Source organism: Nostoc sp. KVJ3 (genome assembly GCF_026127265.1).
Taxonomy (GTDB): domain Bacteria; phylum Cyanobacteriota; class Cyanobacteriia; order Cyanobacteriales; family Nostocaceae; genus Nostoc.
Genome location: NZ_WWFG01000002.1, coordinates 64674 through 91485 on the forward strand (window position 1 = coordinate 64674; position 26812 = coordinate 91485).

Below are 26812 nucleotides of genomic sequence, written 5' to 3' on the forward strand. Positions count from 1 at the left end.
AAGAAGATTTTCTTTTGCCTTTTTATTTGGCTTTATAAAAACACATTTTTAATCTTTAATATTCTGGTTTCTTGCTTTTCATCTAATAGTCAGTCAATTAAGGCGATTCAAAAGTAACATCCTCATATAAATATTCATGCTTAATAGGACTGGTTTCTTCTCCTTTGAGATAGTCTTCTGGGGAAATATAGCTAGAATTTGGAATTGCGACCATCTGTAATAACCTTGTATGATGCTTTGTATCTAGTTTAAGAGAAGTTTGACGGCTAAATCTGCTAAGTACACGCCACCATAAATCTAACAATAGCTAGATGCGGTAATTCTCTTAAACGCTATAATCTACATCTGTTGCACCGAGATATTAACTTGTGGATGTCATATTAGAACGATCGCACCAATTAAAACAAGCCTTAGTTGATTTTGTCCTTGATGCTGAAGGCGAACTAGCAAAAGCACTGGAAACCTATGCCGCAGAACAGTCGCGGCGTGGAAGTGGCGATAGTACACAGCAGGAGTTAATCATCGATAGCTTTCTGACAGCCGGGAAAGTCGATGATAAGTCACCATTAGAGTTGTTTATCGAAAGCCATCCAGACTTAGAAGAGAGCGATCGCAACCTGATCAAAAGCTGGCATCATAGTTTTATTGGCTTATTTGCCATTAGTAACATCCTAGCTGATGGCTTTGAATTGACGAACTGGTTGACAGATAAATGCTACATCGTCAAGCCAAACAATACTCAAACATTGCAAGCAATATCTCGGTTGAAAGTAGGAGAAATTTTACTAACTCGCATTTCTCCTGTTACTGATAGCTACTGGATGTTGTCTGGCCCATACACAATAATGGGTAAATTAGGCAAACCAAAACTGGCTGTAGCAATTGGCAATTTCAAAGAGAATTATAAAAGTAATCTTTACAGCGATGCTCCAGACTTGCTAGAAGAAGCTTGGCAGTCAGTAACACAATATCATCAGCAGTTTGTGGACTTTTTTGGTGCTGATGAAATCACATTATCTGGATATCATCTGAATAAAAAAATAGCGGAATTTCAAGAAATAATTACTGAAAAAACTTTTGCAGCCGCAGGAATTGATCCTTCTAAATCCTTGTCTGAAGTAGCAGAAGCAGCTGGCATTGGAGATGAGGAAATTAAAGCAGCAGCACAAGAATTTGGTGCTGATTCTAACGTAGTCTCTCAAATGTTAAACAGTAAAGGTGGCAATAGCAAAATGGTGATGCCAAAGGTTGATTTACCTGCCGAACTCAAGAAAGCAGAACAGGTAACAGCCCTTTCTCATCCGCGTTGGGGACAAATGTTTTTACCAACATATAGTAAGGTACAAGCAATCTTATCGGCAGATGACTGGCAAAGTGTTCAAGGCGCAGAAAAGTTAATTCGCTACTACCTCGAAGATAAAAGTATTAATGCCTTTATTTGGCATCGATTAGCGCAACAGTATCCAACTCAATTAGAAAATGTGTTGCAAACATTTTTGCAACGTCCAGAGTTTCGCCTTGAAAGTGACTTGGATGCACTTTTGCAAGAATTCCACAAACCTATTGAGCCAGAATTACCAGATATTGCCAGTGTACCTATACATTTGCATAACTTATTTCAGGAAGCTTTAGGAGAAGTTCACAAATCTAAGCCCAAGGGGAAGGGGCAACAAAAGCCAGCAAAGGGTTTTCAAAGAGGTTAGTAAATTATAAACAATCTCTCATAAATGATCCAAAACCCGTCATTGCGAGCGTTCGCGAAGCGTCTCGTAGAGAAGTGAAGCAATCACAGCCCTTGGGATTGCTTCGCTCGCAATGACAATTGAGCATTTTTGACTTGGAGTACTCTAACTAAACCGTATTGGCCTATAGCAAAAACACTAGCACAAGAAGGCAGAAAGTAATACAGAACTTACGCAAAATCATGAAAAAACGAACCGCAAAGGACGCAAAGGACACAAAGAAATAAGAGTTTCAGAGAGTTTTTGCATAAGTCCTATAATAAAAGCTTTTTAGTCAGGAGCGGAGCCAGAGACGCTTCTGAATTCTTCAACTTTACAGTGGAATCTGAATCACAAATTCAGTACCCTTTCCTGGAGCCGAAATACAGTTTAACTGACCTCCATGTTGTTCTACCACAATCGAATAGCTAATTGACAATCCTAAACCTGTATAACTACCTATAGGCTTGGTAGTAAAAAATGGTTCAAATATCTTCTTTCGGATTGATTCGTTCATCCCCATTCCATTGTCGATAATGCGGATCAAAACATATTTTTGTTCTTTAATTTCAGTGCGAATTGTAATAGTAGGTTTTTGATTCATATCTAATTCTTTTAGAGCATCAATAGCATTATTGAGAATATTCATGAATACCTGATTTAAAGCAGATGGATAACAACTAACTAAAGGTATTTGTCCATATTCTTTAGTTAGTAATATTTCTATGTTTTTGCTACTATTTTTGAATCTATGCTGTAAAATCAATAACGTGCTATCAATACCTTCGTGAATATCTACTGATTTGATTTCAGCTTCATCTAAACGGGAAAAATTACGCAGTGATAGAACTATTTGGCGGATGCGTTCGGCTCCTATTCTCATCGATTCCAGGAGCTTTTGTAAATCATTTACCAAAAAATCTAGTTCCAAATCAGCAATTTTTTTCTCAATTTCTGGTATTGGTTGTGGATAGTTTTTTTGGTATAAATAGTTTAACTCAATTAAGGATGTCACGTATTCATTTGCTGGTTTGAGGTTGCCAGAGATGAAATTAATCGGATTATTAATTTCGTGGGCAATACCAGCGACTAATTGTCCCAAGCCGGACATTTTTTCCGCTTGAATTAGTTGGGCTTGAGTCGCATAAAGTTTTTCTAGGGTTAATTCTATCTGAGTTGTTTTTTGTTGCAATTCCTGGGTGCGTTCAGAAACTTTCTCTTCTAAAGTATGAGAATAGTCTTCTAATTGGCGATAAAGTTGGGCATTTTCTAAAGATATGGCTGCTTGAGTTGTCAGGAGTTTGATAACTTGTAGGCGATCGCGTGTAAATGCTCCTATAGTAAAATTATTTTCTAAGTAAAGAATACCAATCAATTTTGCTTGGTTGATAATGGGGGTACATAATATACTCTTTGGTTGCTGCTGTTGTAGATATGAATCTGAGGTAAAGGAGGTTTGAGCCATTACATCATCAACAATTAAGGTTTCACTTGTCCGAGAAACATAGTTAATTACACTGATAGGAATCTCGGAACTGGATGTTACTGGTATCGATTGTAGCAATGTGCTATGAATTTTTGTGTTAGCTTCTTGTAATGTGGCAATTGCTTCTAGAGTTAAATTATTACCTTGGAATAACATTAAAGCGCATTTATCTGCACCTGTGTTTTCCATCAGTATTTGCATTAAATTTGATAGTAGGTCTTCCAGTTTAATTTCACTAGATAGTACTTGTGATGCTTTTAAAACTGTTGCTAAATCTAGGGTATTAGAAATACTTGTACTGCTAGAAAAAACAGTTGTAGAAGCTATATTGGCGATTGTACTGCTGAGGTTTGCGGCGATTTGTGGCTGTTTGAATATAGTTGCTAATAACTTGGGATAGCGTTTTTCTAAATCTGCAACTTTGGCTTTTGTTCCCCAACGAGCATAACCGTAGTAAGCTTCTTGCATATAAACGGCGGCGATTTTCTCTTTACCCCAGTTGAGGTAAAACTTAGCAGCGAGTTCGTTAGCTAGGGCTTCTTCTTGGATGTAGCCGTTTTCTTTGGCAAGAGCGATCGAGCGATCGTATTGCTCGATTGCATTTGTTTTTTCCCCCATAAGCCGATACCTTTCGGCTTCAACCAGATCGTATTTGTGTTGAAAATTACTAGGAGCAAACTTCGCCCAAACCCTTAATTGGTTTTGATTGGCAGCAAGGCGATCGCTTTGCTGCGAGGTTAATATTCCATTCGCCAACAATGCCAAACTGTAATAAAAGTTATGCTCTGACACATAAAGGGTTCCCATTGCAGCTTGTCGATATTGCCACCCTTTTTCTCCAGCCTCAACAGCCCCTATATAATCTTCAAATAAATAGGCAAGTCGCGTTTGCGCTTCATAGAAACAGAGAACTAAAAAAACAATATTGTTTTGCAACCATTGAGATAAAGAAGTTTCACCTTCTAAAATTGAACCCTGAAGATATTGCGGTTCATCCGTTTCTCCGAGAAGATTAGCAACAACTTGTTGATTGATGCGAAGAAAGTCTTCGTGAAATTCATATTTTGCCTTAATAATTGCTGGGAGGTAACATTTTTGGGCTTGTTGTACCGCATCTAATAAACTGCCACGATAAAAGAGATAGTTGCAATAGTGAACGGCAGCATAAAAAGCGTATTCTACATCGCCATTTTCAAATCCACTTTGAATAGCTTCGGGAAGATCCGCAATCGTGTTCTGGAGATGCTCTTTCCAAGGTCGAATAAACACGTTAAACATATTATTGACCTTAGCCATCAGAGTCCGAGCATTGAACTTCTCTAGCAATTGTAAGGAGAGTTTGCCAAACTCGTACCCTGCCTCAATTTCATCATAAACCCCGCATAAAAGCGCTCCATACCAACTGTAAGCTGACGCTGCGAGGGGAGAATTACCGTATTTCATACAATGTCGAGCGCTATGAAGAACGATCGCAGGATAAATATTTGGATCGGCAATATAAGAAGCAGAACTGGCGTTGGTGAGAATGCGAATGGCGGCTATTTTTTCTTCATCGTTAACGGTTTCCAGCAAGATAAGATTGGCAATTTGTTCTGTTGGTAACGCAATCTCTTGGCGAAGTAATTCAATTTCTGCCTGAATTTTCTGCGATTCTTTCGGTAGAGGAATTTCGAGAATACCGAGAACATCAATTGCTAGAGAAATCGCCTCATTCATTTTATTTTGATTGATTTTAAAAAGAATTTGCAATTCCTGAATTTTGATGCGATCGAGCAAAGTTTTGGCTTTTTCTAGCGTTTCTTCCGACAGTTGTTGAGCAACTTGCAAGTTATGATTAAAATATTCTGCTTTAATGGTTGCGATCGCAAGTTCAAAACGGAGGGGATAATTCTCTTTCCAGCTTGCATCACTCAGAAAAAGTTGTCCGGCGTAACAATAGCGGCGACTTGTTTCATAAGCAACAGAAGCTTGGGCTTTTTGACTGGCTTGGAGATTCAATCGTGCAACGCGATCGCGTTCTGATGGATCGAGAATTAACTCGCGTCCGACATTAAGGTGATTGACAATGGTAAAAAGCTGGCTTTCTTGCTCGCTCTGGGGAAGATTATGCCACAGTTGACGGCCAATTTTGAGATGCGTTGCTTGCTTGCGATCTTCAGCAATCAAAAAATAAGCTGCTTGTTGAACGCGATCGTGCAAAAACTTATATTGTGCTAATAGTTTATTGGCATTTCTATTTGACAGCACCAATTCCTGATTGTCTTCTTCTTGATAAAATTTATAAACCTCACTTTGCGGTAAAATCAAACCTTCTTGTAAAGCTGTCCACAAATCCGTAGCAGTTTCAATTTCCGATTTTTCCGAAACAATTGCTAAAGTTGCTAAATCAAATTGATTTCCTACACACGCAGCTAACTTTAAAACCTCTTGTGTTGATTTTGGCAATTTTTGTAACTGCAATGCCATGAATTCAACCACATCCGAAGTCAGCGATCGCACAGTTACTGCGGCAATATCACATTGCCAACAGCCCAAATCAAAGTCAAATTTAATTAGTCCATCTTGATGTAATGCTTTGAGAAATTGTGTAGCAAAAAAAGGATTACCTTGAGTTTTTTTATATACCAATTGAGAAAGAGGTAATGCCAAATTTTCTGAACACTTAAGTGTTTCAGCAACTAATTCATTCACCTTTCCTTGATTCAGTGGAATCAAAGTAATTGTATTAACAGTTGCTGCCGTTTTTTGAATTTCATTCAAAGTCAACATTAAAGGATGGGCTGGATTGACTTCGTTATCTCGGTATGCACCAATTAAAAAAAGATGTCCTGTATCAGCCATTAATAGCTGTATTAATTTCAGTGATGCCGAATCAGCCCATTGTAAATCATCTAAAAACATCACTAATGGATGTTCTTTACTCGTAAAGACTTGGGTGAATTTCTGAAATAATAAATTAAATCTATTTTGGGCCGCAGTTCCTGATAATTCTGGTGCTGGTGTTTGAGTACCAATAATTTTTTCTAATTCGGGAGTAACTTCAATAATTACCTGTCCGTTCTCACCCACAGCCTCTAAAATTTTGGTTTTCCATTGTTGGATTTGAGCATCACTTTCTGTTAATAATTGCCCGATTAAATTCCGAAATGCTTCTACAAATGCCGAAAAGGGAATATTCCGATTAAATTGGTCATATTTACCCTTAATAAAATAACCGCGTTGCCGAACAATAGGTTTATGAACTTCGTTGACAACCGCAGTTTTACCAATCCCTGAAAAACCCGCTATCAGCATCATTTCAGTTGTACCCGTACTAACACGCTCAAATGCTTGAAGTAGGGTTTTTATTTCTGTTTCTCGTCCATAGAGTTTGTCAGGGATAATAAACCTGTCACAAATATCTCGTTGAGCTATTTGAAAATATTCGATTTTTTCTGCTTCTTTAAGTTGATATAAACAATTTTCTAAATCATATTTCAGACCGAATGCGCTTTGATATCTATCTTCAGCATTTTTTGCCATCAATTTGATGACGATATCAGAAACAACTTTGGGAATTTCTTTGCTGTCAGCTAAAACTGATACTTTTTTAGCAATATGACAATGGATCAATTGCATTGGATCATTTGACTCAAAGGGTAACTTTCCTGTGAGTAATTCGTAAAAAGTCACGCCCAAAGAATAAAAATCAGTCCGGTAATCAATTCCTCGATTCATTCTTCCTGTTTGTTCAGGAGAAATATAAGCTAGTGTACCTTCTAAAACATTAGGACTGATAAGAGTTTGGGTTTCTCTTGGTAGTAAAGATGCAATACTAAAGTCAATTAATTTAACTTGTTTTGTTTCTGGATTAATTAAAATATTAGCGGGTTTAATATCTTTATGAATAATTCGGTGCCGGTAGAGAATATCTAAGGTGTCACACAGAGATATGGAAATTTGCAGAAATTCTTGTAGAGATGCAATATTATTGTTGGCAAAATAATCCTTAAGAGAAATTCCCCCAAAGTCTTCCATCACCAGCACATAGCTATTTTTGTATGGTTGGAGACTGTAGGTTTGGATGATTCCAGGATAGTTGAGATTTTTGGCGATGGTGTATTGATTGCGAAATTGTACGAGTTCGCTAAAGCTAGGATAAGGATTTTTTAGCAGTTTGATGACTACAGGTAATGAGTCAGTTTCTCGAAAAGCCCGATAAACTAGGGTTCTGCAACCGTCGTAGAGTTTTTTGCTGACTTGATATTCGGGAATAATGATTTGGGTGCTGACCATGCTACATTCATCCGTGAAACTTTTGCATTTAACATATTATTCCCGTACAATGCACAATAATTTCAGAGTCAGCGGACTTTAACAATCATTGACAATCCAACCTCAGATTGTAAGATTATTACTCACAAATAGGACTTACGCATGGGTAATGTAAAACGAACCACAGAGAACGCAGAGGTCACGGAGAAATGAGAGTTTGAGAGGGTTTTTGCGTAAGTCCTAACAAAAAAGAAATAGTGGAAGTTAAATTAAAAAACATGCTTAACAACACATTTTTCATGAAATGCAGGGGTATACTTTTGCTCTGAATGGATAATTTTTAACACAATACTCTTGGGTTAAGGATTTTTGAGAAAACCATAAAGCTGTAGAGATGCGAAAGCACATAGCGGGATGTTTGCGATAGCGTCTCGTAGAGAAGTACAATTTTGCGTCTCTACACTATCCGCTAGATGAAAATTTTAGTCTTATCTGAACCGGATTGATTTTTAACAAACTGTTTAAACAATAACAATATAAAAATGAATTTCACTCTTTAACTAAGCCGATGGTGCAATGCTAAAATTTGCTCAATTGAATCAATCTGTTTATAGATATTATTGAATCATAGAGTCAAAAGTTTTAGCTAATGCATTGGCTTGCATTGTGAATGCATTGGCTTACATTGTGAATGTATTGGCTTGCATTGTGAATGCATTGGCTTGCATTGTGAATGTATTGGCTTGCATTGTGAATGCATTGGCTTGCATTGTGAATGTATTGGCTTGCATTGTGAATGCTATGTTGTTACATAATAGTTAGCAATTCTTGGTTAAATACACTTCTAAGGGCACAGTATGTTTTTTATACTTAGCAATATATGTTGTGCCGATCTAAGTGAAAACCGCTATATCAGTGCAAAAAAGAGTTAAAAATAAACCAAGATACTTTCTAAAAATTAAATCAGTTATCCTGGCTTTGCTTATCTGATGTACATTTGGAAAGGGCGATGTCTGACGATAAGCCCAGAGACAAATCGTCTCCGGTGTATATGCTTGTAATTTTTCATGGCAATAACCCTTTTAAACAATCGCTATCAAGTTATCCAGGTAATTGGCGCTGGTGGTTTTGGTGAAACTTTTTTGGCAGAAGATGTTCACATGCCTTCTCGCCGTAATTGTGTAATCAAGCAACTCAAACCGATAACTAATAACGATCCGCAAAATTACCAATTGATCCAACAACGATTTGAACGGGAAGCCGCAACTTTAGAGTATTTGGGTGAAAATAGTAACCAAATTCCTAAACTCTACGCCTACTTTTCTGAGAACGGGCAATTTTACCTTGTCCAAGAATGGATTCATGGCCAAACTCTGACCACAATTATCCAAACTAAAGGGTTTGAGAGTGAAACTACTGTTCGGCAAATTCTCTTAAGTCTGCTTCCAGTTTTAGATTATGTTCATAGCAAAGGCATTATTCACCGGGATATCAAGCCAGATAACATTATTCTGCGTTCTGTTGATGGCCAGCCAGTTTTGATTGATTTTGGCGCAGTCAAAGAAACAATCCGTTCAGTGGTGAATTCTTCAGGATATCCGACGCGATCGCTCGTCATTGGTACGCCTGGGTATATGCCTAGCGAACAAGCCGTTGGCCGGCCAGTTTACAGTACTGATATCTACAGCTTAGGTTTAACGGCGATTTATCTGCTGACTGGCAAACACCCGCAAGAATTACAAACCGATCTAAAAACTGGCGAAATACTTTGGCAGCACTACGCTCCTAACGTCTCTTCCCAATTGGTGGCTATACTCAATCAGGCAATTAAGCCTCATGCTGGCGATCGCTACAGTACTGCTAGTAAAATGCTGTACGCCTTGCAGTCTGCTAGTAATATACCTTCTGAGTTGACTACAAATGCCTCTACAGTAAGTTTTAATCCCCCTACTAGACAAACTCAGCCATTATATTCCCCACAAAAAAATTCTGCGATCGCACGGTCTTCTACTCCTGAAAACTGGCAAAAACCTGCTGTGATTGTTAGTAGTTTGCTGATAGGCGGCTTGATTGGTGCAGTAGTAATTCCTAGCATCATTCGTCAGCAACAACCAGAAACAACTATTGTCACAAATGCCACTCCATCACCAGAATCTTTACCCACTCCTATATCTCCTGAATCGCCGCTTTCTTCCCAAACTTCTCCAATCCCTGTTGTACCAATCTCACCACCACGACGATTAGTAGTTCGCAAAAGCATTCATTCCCCAGTTATATCCACACCAAAGCCAGAAAATGAACCTGTAATTTTAGATACTCCAGCACCAGTAGTAGTATCTACACCACAGCCAGAACCAGAGAAAATCGCATCTCCCACACCAGAAGCACCTTCAGCACCCCAGAAGAGCGATCGTCCGCCCAGTAAATTAGCTGTCATTAGCAGTAGCCAAAGTGTTCCTGCGTTTCCGACAGGGACATCAAGAAGTGCCGTAGAAGCGACCCTTGGCAAACCAAATCAAGATTTAAAAGGCGCATGGGGTAAGACGCGGGCTGTTGTTTACAAACTTGTGCCAAACAAAATTGATCTGGGCTATTTATTCGATCGTAATTCTAAAGTCCTGCGTCAAACTGAAGTATCTTTTGCCCAATCAGTAGATCCACAGGTAATGGAGGCTACCTTAAATGGAATGTTAGATGGCCAAGCCACTAACGAAATTCAGCAGGGACTGAAACAGGTACAACAGCGTCAGTCTAATAGTTTTAGTTTTAAGAATGGCTCAGTTAAGGGTCAGATTATCCGTCAACAATGTGATTTTATTTATATCAGTATTTGGGATGTAGACTTGCATGATTTTGTGAATCCATCGACAGCTGAACAGTGTTAGTCTACGAGAGGCTCGAACAACTCAAGAGGAGCCAATTGCAAGTTTTGAGGGACTCAACTCTCAAGAAAGCCACTACTTAATTTAAAGTTTAGGTTACAAATTATCTCAAAGTGTGAAATAATCATTCTGTACATCAAGCTATTAGGCTCATATTGATGAATACACTAAGTTATGAGACCTCAGTATCTGAAGTAGTAAACATCATTGAAACAGCGTCAGATAGTACACCAATCCTAGTAGATTTAGATGAAACTCTTTTTCTCCGCAATTCAACGCAAGAGTATCTTGATACACACTCCTGTTTGTCCGCGTGAGTTTCTTTATTTACAACTATATTGATAAACATACACGGACTTGGCTTTACTTTGTATTGCAAGCTTACAAGTATTTTGGCTTTCTGGTAGTGACAAAAACCAATGTCATCGGGTCAATGCTATTCGTAGCACAAGTGATTAGTCGCTGGATACCCTATTTTGTTTATCGTTGTACCAAGAGTGAATGGTTAAAAGAATTACCCAATGAAATGCTTCGTACTCTTGTATTTGGGTTTCTAATTATCGCTATTGCACTAGGAACTCAGAATGTTTCTATATTAATAAGTTGGCAGACTTTAGTAATTTTCGTTTTGTTTACTTACCGAGCAAGATTTCAGTTATGGAAAGTAGTGCAGGAAATGCATCCAATTTCCAAAGATATATGGGATACAAAAAATTATCCCTAATTAGCTACGTAAACAAAAACGCAGAAAAATCTGTATTCGCCATACCCAACTCTCAAATTGGGATGCAAAGAGTTAGTCTTAATTAATTGCTTAGACAAAGACACAAAAAAATCTGTATTTGCCATACCCAATGTCCAAATATAGATGAGATTTTCAAAAATGAGTTTCAAATTCTTAATCTTCATAAAGTTATAAATACCATTATTAAGTTTTTAATAATACTTATCTCAGCTTCTACATTCATGTCGTAAAGTGCAATTGGAATTGTGTAATCTGAAGACAGCAAAGCTAAATTATTCAATTGAGGTCTGATGACTCCTACAATCATGCGTCAGCTTTGGTCAGTGGTTGAAACTGCCCAAGCCAAGCTCCTCTTACAACTGGATGATGCTAGCTTGGTGCAGTGGTTAGTGAAACAAACCGAAACGCAAGTGTTGTTAGATTCTAACGAAACTGACTTTCTTAGCCACTATATTCAATCTCGGCTAGCCCTTATCCGTGATATTGCTCATGAACGTCAGTGTTCATAGTTGCAAAATCACAATCAATTGATTGATAGTCAAGTGTTATTACTATTGACTATTTGTTTTTTGGGGAAAATAACCTTCCACTAAGCAGTCAGATCCTACTACACGCCAACGAACACGTTCTAGAGACAAAGCCTGAGTCATGGTAGTGAAACCTAAATCGCCCACAGGTGTGGGAGCAATGCTACCACCAATGATTTTTGGGGCGATAAATGCTAGAACCTTTTGCACTGCTCCTTGAGCGATCGCACTTGCAGCTAAGGTACCGCCACATTCCCACAACACGCTACAAAAACCCCGCTCATATAAGTAGGCCATTGCCTTATCTGGTGTAAGTGATGTTAATTCCACCACCTCCACGCCCTGTTTGAGCAACAGTTCTTGGAAATTGGGGTTAGCACCCTTCTCTGTCAACACCAAAGTCGGAGCATCAGCAGTTTTCCACAGATGGGCACTTTCCGGTAAGTTAAGATGGCGACTCATCACCACCCGCAGGGGATTATGTGCCTCTAAATTATGGCTGGTTAAATAAGGATTATCTTGTCTGACTGTATTACCACCGACAATTATGGCATCGCAAGCCGCCCGCAGTTGATGTACTTCATTGCGGGATTCTTCGCTTGTCACCCAGGCGCTATGACCAGAGGTAGTAGCAATTTTGCCATCTAAAGTCATGGCATATTTTAAAATTCCCAAGGGTCGCTTGTAGAGAATGCGATGGACAAAAGCTTCATTTAGCTGATAACAAGCTGATTCTTCTACTCCTACCAAAACTTCGATCCCCGCCGCACGTAAACGAGCAATACCACCTCCAGCGACCAGTGGATTGGGATCAACCATACCTACTACCACTTTTGCTACTCCAGCTTTGATCAATCCTTCCGAACAAGGGGGAGTCCGTCCGTAGTGATTACAAGGTTCAAGTGACACATAGATTGTTGCACCACGAGCGCGAGTGCTTGCTGCTTGCAAAGCAAACACTTCTGCATGAGGCTCACCTGCACGAGGATGAAACCCTTCGCCGACAATCTCGCCATCCTTGACAATGACTGCTCCCACTAAAGGATTTGGCGAAGTCCGTCCTAAAGCGCGGCGAGCAAGTTCCAAACATCGCCGCATCATGCGAGAGTCAAAATCAGTTCCGATCTTTTCCTTTATAACTGCTGACTGCACTAGATGTATTTTTTCCTGACTGTGATTTGGTAAGGATGCATCTGCTTGAGCGACCACTGGGGAATTATCCATAATTGTAGGCAATACTGTAAATATTCTGCACGCGATCGCGCAGCCTTTCCACAGGAAAATCGCGCTTTGCTCCTAATAATTAACAAGAGAAGGAAAGGGAAAAGCACTCACTTTCGGGCGGTAAAACGGTCTTTCCCTTTCCCCTCCTTCTGACTCCCACCCATTTACAGCGTCGCCACAAGTTCGTGTAAGCGATCGCGTCCATCACGAAAAACGGGCCAACCATCCCCCACCAGCACTGCTTCTACCCGACTCAGTTCTGCTAACTTACGAACAGAAGCAATAGCCTCCTCTCGATTTAGCAGCTTGTCATCTGGCAATATAGTTAAACTACCTGCTTTGCGTGCCCTGACTAAATCTCCTGTAATCAAAGTCGTTTCCTCCAGTAACAGAGCCAATTCACCGGGAGTTTTCGAGCCTTGGAGTTCAATTACTTTTAACCCAGGTACGAATTCTTCACCATCGGATAACCAGCGATCGCAAGGTATAGGAAAAGTATCTTTTTCTGCCACAGGGCCAGCTATCTTAGCATAAGTTTGATCGGCAATTTCTTTACTTGCCCTAACATGCTCAGAATTCGTCAGCACAATCCAAACTACACCACCGAGGGATTTCAGATGATTCCAATCATGGTTTGATAGGGCTACTGGGTCAATCAAGATGTTTCCATCTGGGCGAATCCAGGCAATCCCATTGAAATCAATATTTCTTGCCGGATTGAAATTAGACCAGCTATAGAGATCGGGACGGTGCAAAGATTTCATGATGATTCTGGATCGGTAGTTCAGTAATTGACTATTAATATCAATAATTAAGTATAGGGCATTGGGTATTGGGCAAAAGAGTGCTGAGTTATTCTTCCCCTGCTCCCCCTGCTCCCCCTGCTCCCCCTGCTCCCTTGTCCCTCATCTCCCCACTCCTTCCTTTTAGGTTTGGAATTTGAGTATACTACGATAAATCTATCTGTATTATGGATTTTATTGAATTAAAAAAAATTCTTGGATAACCGCAATAGAGATCAACGGAGGTATGGGAGTGCGTGAGATTAGGCGTAAGAAAATATCAGCGAAGGCAGACCAGTTTACAGAGTCGGTGATTCGGGAAATGACGCGGGTGGCATTGCAACATGGTGCAGTGAATTTGGCTCAGGGGTTCCCTGATTTTCCTTGTCCCTTAGAGTTGAAACAGGCAGCAAATGATGCAATAGAGGCAGATGTCAACCAGTATGCCATTACTTGGGGCGATCGCCCATTTCGTCATGCGATCGCTAATAAAGTTCGTTGGTATCTTGGCTTAGATATCGATCCCGAAACGCAAATCACTGTCACCTGCGGTTCTACAGAAGCAATGGCATCTGTTATGCTGGCGACAGTCGATCCTGGAGATGAAGTAATTGTATTTGAGCCATATTACGAAAACTACGGGCCCGATGCGATTTTAGCTGGTGCTACACCCCGATATGTGACACTGCATCCCCCCCATTGGACATTTGATGAAGCACAGTTACGTCAAGCTTTCAATGCCAATACCAAAGCCATTATTATCAACACACCCCACAACCCCACCGGCAAAGTTTTCACCCGTGAAGAACTCACTCTAATTGCTGAACTTTGTCAAAAGTGGGATGTGTTAGCGTTCACAGATGAAATCTACGAACATATTCTCTATGATGGCACTCAACATATTGCCCTAGCGACTCTTCCCGGTATGGAAGAACGCACCATTACAATTAACGGCTTATCCAAAACTTACAGTGTCACCGGATGGCGAGTCGGCTACATTTTAGCAAACCCTGAATTAACGGGAGCCATTCGCAAAGTCCATGATTTTCTCACTGTTGGCGCACCAGCACCATTGCAACGAGCCGGAGTTGCCGCTATGCAACTGCCACCAGCTTATTATGAAGAACTAGGCAAACTTTATCATCAAAAGCGAGATAGCATTTTGCAAATTCTCGATCGAGTTGGCATTCCCTATTTCCTTCCCAAAGGAGCCTATTACGTTCTTGCAGATATTTCCAAATTTGGTTACAAAACAGATATTGAATTCACTTACCAGCTAATTAAAAATATTGGTGTTGCCGTAGTTCCTGGTTCCAGTTTTTTCAGCCAACCAGAAAAAGGCCATTCATTGATTAGATTCTGCTTCAGCAAAACACCTGAGACATTAAAAACAGCGAACGATCGCTTACTCAAACTCCAATCAAATCTACAATCCACATCTTAACATTCATTTCTTATCTCTGCGTCCCTCTGTGCCTCTGCGGTTCGTTTCCCTTCAATATTAAAATCTTATTTTCTATTCCTCGCAAACAGCAAATGCAGCAATCCTATCTGAGTAGTAAAAATTGCTTTTTTTAACGAACCGCAGAGGCGTAGCGTCTCGTTAGAGAAGGACATAAAAAACGCAAATAAAGCCTTTGCAGAGCCTGTTTCCTGCCAAGGCAGTATTACAAATGATAAATATGGTGTCGATCTTCAAGTTAACAGAAGTTAACAAATTAGTGGTCAATACAAGTTCATAAATATATTTATCAAGAAATCATGACAATAGTTTTACTCAAAATGATAACTCTAACTTTTGATTCCAGGTTGAAAAGTTGACTTACTCAGTAAATCCCACTCCAGAAAGGGAGTATCTAAGCCTTAATATCTAAGAATAACCAAAAAAACAGCACTAAAACTTTGGAGAATTTGTCCAAATTTCCGGTAATTATATCGGGATAGTAGGCTTATAAATTCGGAATTAAAAACAACCATTGACTCTTTAAAAGGATAGTATTAGTGTTATGAGTAGCCCTGACAGGGACACTTAATTTATCCATCAAAAAATCACGAGGTATTTCCTATGATGATGATGATGACTGAAACTATGACTGCCGAAATGCAAGCTTGCATGGAAGTTTGTATGGACTGTCATAAAATTTGCATGGAAACTATGACTTACTGCATGGCCAAAGGTGGTATGCAGATGGACAAGGATATGATGAGCATGATGAGCATGATGCGCGATTGCTCTGAAATGTGCATGATGTGCATGAATATGATGATGAGCGGTTCTGAGTTCATGGAACGCACTTGTATGCTTTGCGCCGAAATGTGCGATCGCACTGCAATGGCGTGTGAGATGATGAGCAATGACATGAAAATGATGGAATGTGCTGCTGCTTGCCGCAAATGTGCAGAGTCTTGCAGAAGTATGCAGATGATGCACGCTTAATTCTCCTAACTAGCAGAAGTTTCTCTGCAACCTAATATTCAAGCGCTCAGACTCTTTGGGTCTGGGCGCTTGAAGTAAGATTATTTGGTAAAATTTTCTGCGTCTCGTATATCTCTGCATTTATTCCATCAAAATCAAGCGCAGAGGATCTAAACGCACATACCAAGGAAAGGGTTGGTCTTTCATCGTCGCCCATTTTTCTTTAAAGACTTCAGCTTGCAGATGGTAATCTTGAGAATTCTTACCAGCCGAATATAATTTGAGAAACAACGTCATTCGATGGGGCGTTTCACTTGTTCGTACTACCCAGCAGGGAAAGGTATTTTCTTGTGATGAGTCGTTGGTAAAAATGAACTGATGGGCACGAATGCCGACATGGGATAATTCGCTCTTGACTGGTTCAATTACTTGGAGGCTACAACCCCAATCAGTCGCTTCCACCTGTTGCGATGACTGGAGAACAGCACGGGAGAAGTTTTTACATCCGGTAAGTTGGGCGACACTCACAGTAGTAGGATGCTGGAAAATATCGTATTTGGAGCCATAATGAACGGCTCTACCTTGCTCTAATACCAATAAATTTGGACAAATCCGATAAGCTTCTTCCATATTATGGGTGACAAACAAAGTCACACCTTGGTAATCAGCTAAAGTTTCTGTCATTTGCTCCTCTAATTGACTACGTAGATGGGTGTCGAGTGCCGAAAACGGCTCATCTAAAAGCAATGCTTCCGGTTGACTCGCTAATGCTCTCGCTAAGGCTACCCGTTGTTGTTGTCCCCCAGAAAGTTGGTGCGGATAGCGATCGCCTAATCCCTGCAACTGCATCGCTAATAATTGTTCTTCTACCTGCACCCGAATACTTCCAGCAGATAGTCCTTTGGGTAAGCCAAAAGCGATATTTTCCGCCACACTCAAATGTGGAAATAGGGCGTAATTCTGCACTAAAAAACCGATGCGGCGATCGCGGCTAGGTAGATTAATTCCTTTTTCTGAGTCAAACAAGACTCTGCCATTTAAAACTATGCGTCCACAAGAAGGAGTTTCTATCCCCGCAAGGCAGCGCAAAATCATGCTCTTACCTGCACCAGAACCCCCTAACAATCCCAAGGGTTGCTCATCAGTGGTAAAAGCAACTTTTAAATGAAAACTAGGAAGTATTTTTTCAATATTGATAAACAACCCACGCGACTCAGAAGCAGAGTGCCGCGGATAAAAAGTTTCTCCCCCTGCCCCCTGTTCCCTGCCCCCTGCCCCCTGCTCCCTGCCCCCTGCTCCCTGTTCCCTGCCCCCTGCCCCCTGCTCCCTGCCCCCTGCTCTCTTTTTCTCCCTCAATTCTTGCCAGAAGTTAACCCCAATTATTCCAGAGAGAGAAATCACCATAATTGCGATCGCCCAAAACCACGCTTCGTTCATTGCTCCCGCTTCCACAGCAAAGTAAATCGCCATTGGGATTGTCTGCGTAACTCCTGGAATGTTACCAGCCAGCATCAAAGTCGCACCAAATTCTCCTAAAGCGCGGGCAAAAGCTAGCATTGTGGCGGCTACAATGCCGGGTAGTGCTAGGGGGAAACTGATGCGCCAAAAGATTGTAGTTTCATTTGCGCCAAGGGTTCTAGCTACTCGCAGCAAGTTGCCATCTATTTGTTCAAAGGCTCCCAGTGCAGTTTTATACATTAATGGGAAAGAAACTACGGTAGCTGCGATCGCTGCACCATACCAAGTAAAGACGATGGTGAAGTCAAAAGCCTCCATGAGTTTCCCTACAGGGCCATTTTTGCCAAACAATAGTAGTAGCAAGAAGCCGACAACCGTGGGCGGTAAAATCAGTGGCGCAATAAAGATACCCTCAATCAACGATTTACCTTTACCACGATATCCCAGCATCCAGTAGGCAGCAGCAATACCCAAAAAGAAGGTGATAAATGTAGCAAGTAATGAAGTTTTGAGTGATATCCAAAGAGGTGATAAATCCAATGGCATAGTTGTCTGCGCAAAAATTAGCTCAACTAATCCATAATTTACCAACTTTATTTCCAATATGTTAGTAAAAGTTGGTAATTTTATCCCTCGATGAAATAATAAAATTTAACATATCATTCCATTTGCGTAGCATCTCGTAAACAGGAGGCAATACGGTTCGATTAAGGTTATTTGATGAAAATATGTAGATCCCAAATCCGCGATAAATCGCCGTCAGGACGAAGGACTGATTCTTGTAAAGACGGCGATTTATCGCGTCTCTTGCCTTAGCCGACCAGTATAGCATTATCCATACGCAACTTATCCAACCGTATTAGGGCATTTGGGACACACAAATTAAATGCGATCGCTACTTAAACCAATCAAACTGCGTAAATGCCCATTCTGAGAAAATCGTTCTGCGATTATTTTTTGATAAACTGCCTCATAGCCATCGGTCATTTGCTTAACGCTGAAACTGTTTTCGACATATTGGCGGCAGGTATAGCGATCTAACTCTATTACCCGATTGATCGCACTAATGCACTCTTGAATATTATTGCAGAGGAAACCTGTTTTACCGTGGGAAATTATCTCCTCAGTAGATCCCAAGTTCATCGCAATCACTGGCGTACCCGAAGCCATTGACTCTACCATTACTAATCCAAAGGGTTCCCGCCAAGTAATGGGAAACAGAGTTGCAACTGCACCTCCCATAAGAGCATTTTTTTGAATATGGTTGGCTTCACCCAAATACTGAATTTGCTCCCCGTCAATTTGTGGCTTGATTTCCCTCTCAAAGTATTCCACATCAACGACATCCACCTTACCTGCCATTTTCAAACACCAACCAGCTTTTTTAGCAATTCCTATTGCTAAATGCGCTCCCTTTTCAGGAGACATCCGACCCAAAAACGCTAGATAAGGCGGATCTTCTGGTTGGGCGTGAAAATTATAACTGCTGACATCAATTCCGTTATAGACCGTTGCTAAATAGTTCAACCCTAACCTTGGTTCTCGTTGTGAATCAGAAATACTGACGTAGGGTTGTTTTTTCCCAAAACTAAACATCTTTTCGTTGTCAGGCGTGAAAATACCGTGCAACGTATGAACCGTAGGGGTTTTGACGAGATTTGCGTAAGCCAGTGCCCCATGCCCGATATGAGAGTGAATAATATCAAACTCTTCTGCGCGTTCGTACACCGAAGCTAGATTCAGCATTTCGTAAATGCCGTAATCTTTGATAGTGCGATCGAGTCTGAGGGCATGGGGATGAACTGACGTTAGTTTTGCCAGACTGATAGAATCTCCCGATGCAAATAAAGTTACTTCGTGTCCACGTCGGACTAACTCATCAGTCAGTAACCCTACTACCAACTCTATACCACCATAAGCTGGAGGTGGAACTCTTTCCCATAATGGAGCTAATTGAGCAATTCTCATCACAAACCTCCTAAAAAAATAAAACTAGAAATTAGAAGTTTTTTCTTTCTGTTGTTGGAGTGCTTGTAATTGATTCGCTCCCCATCAGAAAGTAACTTCAGATACTAAACTTATTAACAATTTCCTTCAAATCTTATGCTACTTATTCCATATTCCTTGTCTATCTTAGTACGGAAATTACCCACTCCTAAAGAGGTAAGTGTATTTTAATTTATTAAAACTTCATGCTTGAGTACAATTTTAAATATAGTTTTTCTGATAAATATAATTTTTATAATCCTGCCTAAATACAGTTTAAATAGTGATATTTGACTAGAATTCTCTATTATCACCTGGAAATCATCGAATTTTAAAATATTAATTAAAGAATAGAGTGTGTAAAATAATTTTGGCGGCTTTCCGTACTATAAAAGATAAATCGTCGTACCTAAATTATAAACTTTTGTAAAGTAGGTAGTTTGAAATTAGAAGCGGCAAAGTTTTACTAAAAACTCTATTTAAATTCTCAAAAATAACAATTAACTCTATTCTTGGCTACTTTAAAAGGCAATAACGAGATTCCCAAAATTAAACTCTCCCTCATCATTCCACAAATTGGATTTCCCAATATTTATAGAACAAGGAGAGAAGAAAGTCATCCTTTCAAGGGGGGTAAAAATTCTAGTCAATAAATTACTTTATTCTCTGTGTTCTCTGCGTCTCTGTGGTTCAATAAATCACTTTGAAACCAGAGATGATTGACCGATTACATTAAATATGCTATTTTGTATTCCTAATCAATAAAAATTAAATATAAACGTGAATATCTCTCCATCTCTCAAAAAACCGCGTGTCTCATGGCAGGCGGTTTTCTCACTGGTAATATTTGTATTCATGTACCTGCCCATATTGGTACTTGGCTTTTATAGCTTCAATCAGTCACCCTATAGCGCAACTTGGCAAGGCTTCACTTTCGATTGGTATCGCAAGTTATTCAGCGACGATCGCATCTTATCAGCTTTGCAAAACAGTATGATAGTTGCTGGCTGTGCAGTTGGGGTTTCAGCAGTGCTGGGGACTTTGATGGCGGTTGGGTTGGCGCGTTACCAATTTCCAGGTAAGAAATTGTATAGTGGTATTGCTTACTTACCATTAATTATTCCCGATATTGCGATCGCAGTGGCTACCCTAGTTTGTCTCGCCGCCTTTGCCATACCCTTGAGTTTGTGGACAATAGTTGCAGCGCATATCGTGTTTTGTCTCGCTTACGTCGGACTTGTGGTTGCTTCCCGACTTACTAATTTAGACCCCCACTTAGAAGAAGCAGCACTAGATTTAGGCGCTACACCAACCCAAGCCTTCATCCAAGTATTATTACCTCAATTGATGCCTGGTATTTTGGCTGGTTGTCTCTTAGCCTTTGTCCTCAGCTTAGACGACTTTCTCATTTCTAGTTTTACTGCTGGTAGTGGTTCTAACACCCTACCGATGGAAATTTTTAGCCGGATTAGAACAGGAGTCAAGCCTGATATTAACGCTTTAAGCGTCATGTTAATTTCAGTATCTGCGATCGTTGCTGTGATAGCTGAATTGATTCGCGCTTCTGGAGAAAATAAAAGCTGAAAATAAGACTCACAATTGATAATCAAGATTATCGACGAGTTAGTTCTGCGTGAACTTTTTCAGATGGCAAAAAAAGCTATCTTAAAAGAGACGTTGCAACATAACATCTATACATTCGTTATCCTCATGTATTCATATTTACCAATATTTATAAACGTCCCAAAATAGAATAGCATTTCTTAATTATATAAGATACATCATAGCCTCCTCCTTGCTTGCGGGGAGGGGATTCTTATATCTAAATCAACCGAGAACTGCTATATATATAAAATTTATTCATCTTCTTGTTTTCCTGTTGAAAGAAGTTTAAACACATGAAAAAACTTCCGTGTTCGCTTCTCTACATAACTGTTTCCAATTAGATAATATTGGGGCTAACTTTGGAGAAGATGCTATTTCCCCCTCATTATGCAAATCTGCCAAAATCCCAATTGCTCAAATCCATTCAACTCTGATAGCAATAAATTTTGCGTGAGTTGCGGACAAAGTAACTTTGGCAAACTTCTAAGAAACCGTTACCGTGTATTAAGACTCTTAGGTGAAGGTGGATTTAGTAGAACCTATGCTACAGAAGATGTAGACAGACTAAACGCGCCTTGCGTCATCAAGCAATTTTTCCCACAATTTCAGGGAACCGGACAACGCACCAAAGCCGCCGAATTTTTTAAAGAAGAGGCTTTTCGGTTGTATGAACTGGGAGAAAATCATACCCAAATTCCCAGATTACTAGCTTATTTTGAACAAGGGACTAGTTTGTATCTTGTCCAAGAATTCATTCAAGGAAAAACTCTTTTACAAGAAGTTCAACAACAAATTTATGGTGAAAAACAAATTTGGGAACTTTTAGCTGATTTATTGCCAGTTCTGGAATTCATTCATGCCCATAACGTCATTCATCGGGATATTAAACCAGAAAATATTATCCGCCGTGCTAGTGATGAAAAACCCGTATTAATTGACTTTGGCGGTGCTAAACAGGTAACACAAACCAGTTTAGGAAGACAAGCTACAGTAATTTATACCCTTGGTTATGCCCCAACTGAACAAATGGCTGGATTTGCTTGTCACGGCAGCGATTTGTATGCTTTGGGTGTAACTTGCGTGCGTCTTTTAACTCAATGTTTGCCTTTGCAGGATGCTTCTGGACAAGTTAATGACCCTATTTATGATGCCATGAATGCTAAGTGGTTGTGGCGCGAACGATTACAAGAAAAAGGTATTACTATCAGCGAAGACTTAGGGAGAATTTTAGAGAAACTACTAAAACATCTACCCAGTGAAAGATATCAAACAGCAGTAGAAGTTATCAACGATTTGAAGTTTACAACATCGAATATTGAACCTATTGCCCTTAAAATTACTTCCATATCTCAACCCATATTACCGCCACTACCACAAAAAGTAATAGTACCATTACCCCCGTTAGAAACCTTTGAATTTGATGTGGTGACAGTAGATACAGGTGGTAGAGAAGTAAACCGCATGAGTGGTAATGCCAATTTCTTTGCCGAAGAATTGGGTAAATCTGTCACATTAGAAATGGTATCAATTCCTAGTGGTACTTACATGATGGGTTCACCAGAGTTTGAGGGAGATGCTGACGAACGTCCTCGACATAAAGTTACCGTCGAACCATTTTTTATGGGGAAATTTCCTGTAACTCAAGCACAGTGGAGAGTAGTAGCAGCTTTACCCAAAGTCAAACAAGCTTTAAATCCCAATCCATCAAAATTCAAAGGTTTAGATAGACCTGTGGAAAATGTATCTTGGTATGAGGCTGTAGAATTCTGTCTCAGACTATCAGAAAAAACTGGACGCGACTATCGTTTACCAAGCGAAGCTGAATGGGAATATGCTTGTCGGGCTGGAACTACAACATCCTTCCACTTTGGCGAAACCATAACCTCTGAGTTAGTTAGTTGCACTATCGAACCAAAAAGCAAATTCCGTAAAGAAACAACAAACGTCGGTAGTTTTGAAGTCGCCAACGCCTTTGGATTGTATGATATGCACGGGCTGGTTTGGGAATGGTGCGCTGATTCGTGGCACAACAATTATAGCGATGCACCCTCAGATGGAACAGCCTGGGAAACTGGCGGTGATATTAATCGCCGAGTGCTACGCGGTGGTTCTTGGAGTTTCAACGCCGAACTGTGTCGCAGCGCCAGCCGTAGCTGGAATGAGTCAGACGGTGGACTAAGAGTTTGTGGCTTTAGAGTAGTATTTTCTGTAGAGGAGATTATTTAGCAATTTGATTTAGAGGTTGTAGAAATTATGAAAGACAAAATTGAGAAAGGTGATATCGTACTTATCAATAAAATTGGAAAATATCATAATCAAGTGGGTGAAGTTATTGGAGTTGATTACAATATTTTCTTTGTCAAAATAGTATTAGTAAAGTTAGACAATCAAGAGGAAGCTTTTGAAGAGAAAGATTTACAATTACAAACTAAAAAACCGAGTATTGAAGAAGTCATTGCATCAATAGATAAAATTTTAGAACAAGCTGAACAAATTACTAATTTGCCAATAAAAGAGCAAGTAGAGCTACCCAACCGTCTGAAATATCTTAAATTAGATATTCCTAAATTAGATAAGCAGGTGATTCAAAAAAACTTTGACAGTATAGATAAAATACTTGCAGCAACAAGAGAAGCAGACTCATCAGCAAACTTTTGGCAGGACATAGATTCTAATTTAGAGAAAATAAACTGGTGGATTAGAACAAGCTTGTAAAGCAATAAGTAAGTCCAATAAGACTAAACTTGTGCATTAGATTTATTATTATTGACGCTAAATACCTATAGTCTCTAGCTATAGCAATCCTAAATCATTCGTGAAAAGGTAGATCCCCGACTTCTCAAAGAAGTCGGGGATCTGGACACCGCAAATTTGAACGAAATCAAATAGGATTGCTATATTACACCATTTTAGTCTTGCCCGCTACTTACTTGTGACTTACACAAAAATAAACACGGTAGGGGCAATTAATGAATTGCCCCTACGGGTGTACCTCACATAAATGAGAACCGCTATATATTTAAGACTAAATAATTTGTATCAGACATAATTAAACGTAACTATATTTTTATCGTGTTTTATGTCTAATGGTTTATGCCTCATACTTTCTGATATATCATGAGCAGGGATATTTATTTTTACCCACCTCATTGAATTGTATTTATAACTATAAAACTTAAATGTTCGTATTAACTTGACTTTGGCTTGATATCAGATTTCAAAAACTATCTTTTTATATTTTTAGTGTAGTTTTTTAGCGGTAATGTCTAGGCTTTTAGATTAACAAAGAGTACTTTTTCGATAGAATAAACTACAAATATCATCAGGAATATATATGCGTTTTTCTCAGTTTGCAGGGATTGTTGGTTGTACGATCGCAGCTTGTATCTCAATTACACCTATACAGGTAGAAGCTGCAACTTTTAAAGTAATATCAGGAGTCACCAGCATCGATCGCGATCATGAAGATATTCTTAAAAGTATCGGTCTAAGCTTGACAGGTACTACTAATACAGTTGCACCAATTCCCAGTAATTATTTAGTTGGCTTTAACATCGATTCAGCTACCAACTTCACATTTAGCGATGAGGGCGGCTTTACTCCGCTTTCAGGGACAATCGAACATACTGGTACTGTTACCTTCAATAATCAAATTACTGTTGGTGACTTTTCAATTGGTTTTGCTCCAGGACGCACTGTTCAAGATGCTAGCGGATTTGTTTTAAGAGACACATTTTCTTTAGATACAATTTTGTTTGATTTGAGTCTTCCAGAACCTGTGGCATTTGATGGCAAAAATTTAACTATCCCTGATGTTAGATTACTGATTTCTCCAGAGTTTGCTACTATACTAGGGAACCCTGACTTAACAGGTTTGTTTGCTGGAACTGCACGAATTGATGCTCAAGTTGCTGTTGTACCCGAACCTGACAATGTACTAGCAGTTTTGGCAGCAGGTGCGGCTCTTTTGTCAGCTAGATTTTATACTCAAAAAATTAAATACACTTGATATCCTGAAGCATAGCTAAATGCTTATTAATCGGTGCAAGGGTATTAGCAGCAATCAGCCCACTAGCGGCGACTGCTGGTAAACCAATACCGGGAAATGTTGAGTCGCCACAGCACATCAATCCTGGTAGGGGTGTACTGGGGCCAGGAAACATACCACTTCCAGCCTGAATTGCTGGCCCGTAGGAACCTTGATGACGGCGGAGATAGCGCTCGTGAGTTAACGGTGTACCAACAAGTGTGACTTCGCAACGAGAGCGAATATCGGGAATAATCCGCTGTAGCGCTTGCCACATTATTTCTGCACGCGATCGCTTTTGTTCGGCATATTCTTGGCTCCTTCTATCCATCCCCTGCCACATAGAGTATGGTTCATTACCGGGTGTATACACATGAATCACATGCTTACCTGCTGGCGCTAAGGATGGATCGAGTATTGAAGGGATAGAAATCACCACTACATTTTGAGGTGCTGTTACGCCCAATTCCCAGTCATTAACCACAATATAATGACACCGCAAATTTGCCTGTAATCCTTGAGCATCAATGCCTAAATGCAGATGCATAAAGCTATCACATTCAGGCGTAGCTTGTCGTTTGCGGCGGTACTGTTTGGGTATTGCCTTTTCTGGTAGTAATTTCAGTGTGTCCCAAACCGAGGCATTAGAAATCACTGCTCGTTTGGCGCGAATTTCGGAGCGATCGCTAAGACGCACACCCACCGCACGATTCCCTTCTACAAGCACTTCTTCTACATGAGCTAACAGCATCAGCTTCCCGCCATGACGCTCTAATCCTTGTACAAGGCTGTCAACTAAAGCACCGCTACCACCAATAGGATATTCCAGGATTGCATTTGGGCGATACCAATCCGCAAACATAAATGCTACCTCTGCGGCGCTAGTACCATCTGCGGGTAGTCCAGAAAGGAGAAAGCAAAGTAAATTAAGCCAGTTTCGGGTAAACGATTCTTTAACAACTCCATCCATAATTCGGCTAAAAGGGCCCGTCAGCTTGATTATATTCGCCACATTTTTTGTCAGAGATGGGATAAACGGGCCCACAGTTCTAGCTGCACCAAAATCAAAGCGCAATGCGGCTGGTGGTATGGAAGTTGCAGCATTGGCAAATGGTTCCATAACGCGCTGGAGTTCTTGCCATTCGACTACAGCATCATCACCACAAAATTTCATCAGCACTTCACAAAATTGCTCTACACCAACCGCCGTGTCAAAATCACCTTCTGGTAGACAACAACCCCAAGTATCATAGGTAACGCATGGTAATTCAGAACCAATTGCATCTAACACTTGTCGCAAAGGGTTAGCAGAGGGGCTGTAAGACAATCCAGAGTAGAGAGACGGGCCCGAGTCAAACTTAAAACCATTGCGCTCAAAACCATGAGCAGCACCTCCAGCAATGGAGTGACTTTCGCAGACTATCACATCAAAGCCATACCGCGCCAAAAGCGCACCACAACTCAAACCGCCAATACCGCTACCAATAACAACTATATCTGTGTTTTGCATATCCCTGATTTTTCAACAATAAATTAAAACAGTTGTGGAAACTTGGATAATATCATTGGCTCCTCAATCCATAAACCGCTCTAATTGGTTAACATCACTAAGGATGGACACAAAATCGCTAGTGCTGCGTTCTTTAGATTAAAAAATTGATTCAGACAGACTAATGAGAAGCTTAAACTAGTAACTGAG

General features: G+C 40.1%; 16 protein-coding genes. 10 read left to right on the plus strand and 6 right to left on the minus strand.

Going from position 1 to position 26812, the window contains the following annotated elements; genetic code table 11:
• Positions 1 to 368 precede the first annotated feature (368 nt).
• The gene (locus GTQ43_RS16605; RefSeq protein WP_265273844.1) at positions 369 to 1703 is read left to right on the plus strand and encodes a hypothetical protein; all 1335 of its coding nucleotides are present in this window, start codon (positions 369 to 371) and stop codon (positions 1701 to 1703) included.
• Between the two features lie 352 nt (positions 1704 to 2055).
• Here the strand turns inward: GTQ43_RS16605 and GTQ43_RS16610 are convergent, their stop codons facing one another.
• Entirely contained in the window at positions 2056 to 7482 is a 5427-nt protein-coding gene (locus GTQ43_RS16610; protein ID WP_265273845.1) for an ATP-binding sensor histidine kinase, read from the minus strand.
• 1046 nt (positions 7483 to 8528) lie between these two features.
• On the opposite strand from GTQ43_RS16610, the gene GTQ43_RS16615 reads away from it, so the two are divergent.
• The 3 genes from GTQ43_RS16615 (at position 8529) to GTQ43_RS16625 (ending at position 11597) form a co-directional block, all read left to right on the plus strand.
• The gene (locus GTQ43_RS16615; protein ID WP_265273846.1) at positions 8529 to 10346 is read left to right on the plus strand and encodes a serine/threonine protein kinase; all 1818 of its coding nucleotides are present in this window, start codon (positions 8529 to 8531) and stop codon (positions 10344 to 10346) included.
• 310 nt (positions 10347 to 10656) lie between these two features.
• The gene (locus tag GTQ43_RS16620; RefSeq protein ID WP_265273847.1) at positions 10657 to 11067 is read left to right on the plus strand and encodes a hypothetical protein; all 411 of its coding nucleotides are present in this window, start codon (positions 10657 to 10659) and stop codon (positions 11065 to 11067) included.
• 311 nt (positions 11068 to 11378) lie between these two features.
• Positions 11379 to 11597, plus strand: a complete 219-nt coding sequence (locus GTQ43_RS16625; RefSeq protein WP_265273848.1) for a hypothetical protein — start codon at positions 11379 to 11381, stop codon at positions 11595 to 11597.
• Between the two features lie 42 nt (positions 11598 to 11639).
• Here the strand turns inward: GTQ43_RS16625 and ribD are convergent, their stop codons facing one another.
• The gene (gene ribD, locus GTQ43_RS16630; RefSeq protein WP_265273849.1) at positions 11640 to 12839 is read right to left on the minus strand and encodes a bifunctional diaminohydroxyphosphoribosylaminopyrimidine deaminase/5-amino-6-(5-phosphoribosylamino)uracil reductase RibD; all 1200 of its coding nucleotides are present in this window, start codon (positions 12837 to 12839) and stop codon (positions 11640 to 11642) included.
• 164 nt (positions 12840 to 13003) lie between these two features.
• Positions 13004 to 13603: an MBL fold metallo-hydrolase gene (locus GTQ43_RS16635; protein WP_265273850.1), complete on the minus strand. Its 600-nt coding sequence runs from the start codon at positions 13601 to 13603 to the stop codon at positions 13004 to 13006.
• Between the two features lie 265 nt (positions 13604 to 13868).
• Here GTQ43_RS16635 and GTQ43_RS16640 point away from each other — a divergent pair, with 265 nt between their 5' ends.
• Both GTQ43_RS16640 and GTQ43_RS16645 read left to right on the plus strand, forming a co-directional pair.
• Positions 13869 to 15065 (plus strand): pyridoxal phosphate-dependent aminotransferase, encoded by a 1197-nt coding sequence (locus GTQ43_RS16640; RefSeq protein WP_265273851.1) that lies wholly within the window; start codon positions 13869 to 13871, stop codon positions 15063 to 15065.
• Between the two features lie 621 nt (positions 15066 to 15686).
• Positions 15687 to 16058, plus strand: a complete 372-nt coding sequence (locus tag GTQ43_RS16645; RefSeq protein ID WP_265273852.1) for a four-helix bundle copper-binding protein — start codon at positions 15687 to 15689, stop codon at positions 16056 to 16058.
• Between the two features lie 120 nt (positions 16059 to 16178).
• On the opposite strand, the gene modB is transcribed toward GTQ43_RS16645, so the two are convergent.
• Positions 16179 to 18041, minus strand: coding sequence for a molybdate ABC transporter permease subunit (gene modB / locus GTQ43_RS16650; protein WP_265273853.1), 1863 nt, complete (start codon positions 18039 to 18041; stop codon positions 16179 to 16181).
• Between the two features lie 336 nt (positions 18042 to 18377).
• The gene (locus GTQ43_RS16655; RefSeq protein WP_265273854.1) at positions 18378 to 19463 is read right to left on the minus strand and encodes a glycosyltransferase family 4 protein; all 1086 of its coding nucleotides are present in this window, start codon (positions 19461 to 19463) and stop codon (positions 18378 to 18380) included.
• 873 nt (positions 19464 to 20336) lie between these two features.
• Between GTQ43_RS16655 and GTQ43_RS16660 the strand changes: the two genes are divergently transcribed.
• The 4 genes from GTQ43_RS16660 (at position 20337) to GTQ43_RS16675 (ending at position 25095) form a co-directional block, all read left to right on the plus strand.
• Positions 20337 to 21065 carry an ABC transporter permease gene (locus GTQ43_RS16660; protein ID WP_265273855.1) on the plus strand — a complete coding sequence of 243 codons (729 nt, stop codon included), beginning with the start codon at positions 20337 to 20339 and terminating at the stop codon, positions 21063 to 21065.
• Between the two features lie 408 nt (positions 21066 to 21473).
• The gene (locus tag GTQ43_RS16665; RefSeq protein WP_265273856.1) at positions 21474 to 23312 is read left to right on the plus strand and encodes a bifunctional serine/threonine-protein kinase/formylglycine-generating enzyme family protein; all 1839 of its coding nucleotides are present in this window, start codon (positions 21474 to 21476) and stop codon (positions 23310 to 23312) included.
• Between the two features lie 27 nt (positions 23313 to 23339).
• Positions 23340 to 23801 carry a hypothetical protein gene (locus GTQ43_RS16670; protein ID WP_265273857.1) on the plus strand — a complete coding sequence of 154 codons (462 nt, stop codon included), beginning with the start codon at positions 23340 to 23342 and terminating at the stop codon, positions 23799 to 23801.
• A gap of 619 nt (positions 23802 to 24420) precedes the next feature.
• Positions 24421 to 25095 carry a hypothetical protein gene (locus GTQ43_RS16675; protein WP_265273858.1) on the plus strand — a complete coding sequence of 225 codons (675 nt, stop codon included), beginning with the start codon at positions 24421 to 24423 and terminating at the stop codon, positions 25093 to 25095.
• Here GTQ43_RS16675 and GTQ43_RS16680 read toward each other — a convergent pair.
• Positions 25082 to 26623, minus strand: coding sequence for a phytoene desaturase family protein (locus GTQ43_RS16680; protein WP_265273859.1), 1542 nt, complete (start codon positions 26621 to 26623; stop codon positions 25082 to 25084). The genes GTQ43_RS16675 and GTQ43_RS16680 overlap by 14 nt on opposite strands.
• Positions 26624 to 26812 lie beyond the last annotated feature (189 nt).

Coding starts and splice junctions, on each gene's coding strand:
- GTQ43_RS16640 (WP_265273851.1), top strand. CDS start 13,869: ATGGGAGTGCGTGAGATTAGGCGTAAGAAAATATCAGCGAAGGCAGAC.
- GTQ43_RS16680 (WP_265273859.1), bottom strand. CDS start 26,623: ATGCAAAACACAGATATAGTTGTTATTGGTAGCGGTATTGGCGGTTTG.
- GTQ43_RS16635 (WP_265273850.1), bottom strand. CDS start 13,603: ATGAAATCTTTGCACCGTCCCGATCTCTATAGCTGGTCTAATTTCAAT.
- GTQ43_RS16675 (WP_265273858.1), top strand. CDS start 24,421: ATGCGTTTTTCTCAGTTTGCAGGGATTGTTGGTTGTACGATCGCAGCT.
- GTQ43_RS16660 (WP_265273855.1), top strand. CDS start 20,337: ATGTACCTGCCCATATTGGTACTTGGCTTTTATAGCTTCAATCAGTCA.
- modB (WP_265273853.1), bottom strand. CDS start 18,041: ATGCCATTGGATTTATCACCTCTTTGGATATCACTCAAAACTTCATTA.
- GTQ43_RS16615 (WP_265273846.1), top strand. CDS start 8,529: ATGGCAATAACCCTTTTAAACAATCGCTATCAAGTTATCCAGGTAATT.
- GTQ43_RS16625 (WP_265273848.1), top strand. CDS start 11,379: ATGACTCCTACAATCATGCGTCAGCTTTGGTCAGTGGTTGAAACTGCC.
- GTQ43_RS16610 (WP_265273845.1), bottom strand. CDS start 7,482: ATGGTCAGCACCCAAATCATTATTCCCGAATATCAAGTCAGCAAAAAA.
- GTQ43_RS16645 (WP_265273852.1), top strand. CDS start 15,687: ATGATGATGATGATGACTGAAACTATGACTGCCGAAATGCAAGCTTGC.
- GTQ43_RS16665 (WP_265273856.1), top strand. CDS start 21,474: ATGCAAATCTGCCAAAATCCCAATTGCTCAAATCCATTCAACTCTGAT.
- GTQ43_RS16655 (WP_265273854.1), bottom strand. CDS start 19,463: ATGAGAATTGCTCAATTAGCTCCATTATGGGAAAGAGTTCCACCTCCA.
- GTQ43_RS16670 (WP_265273857.1), top strand. CDS start 23,340: ATGAAAGACAAAATTGAGAAAGGTGATATCGTACTTATCAATAAAATT.
- ribD (WP_265273849.1), bottom strand. CDS start 12,839: ATGGATAATTCCCCAGTGGTCGCTCAAGCAGATGCATCCTTACCAAAT.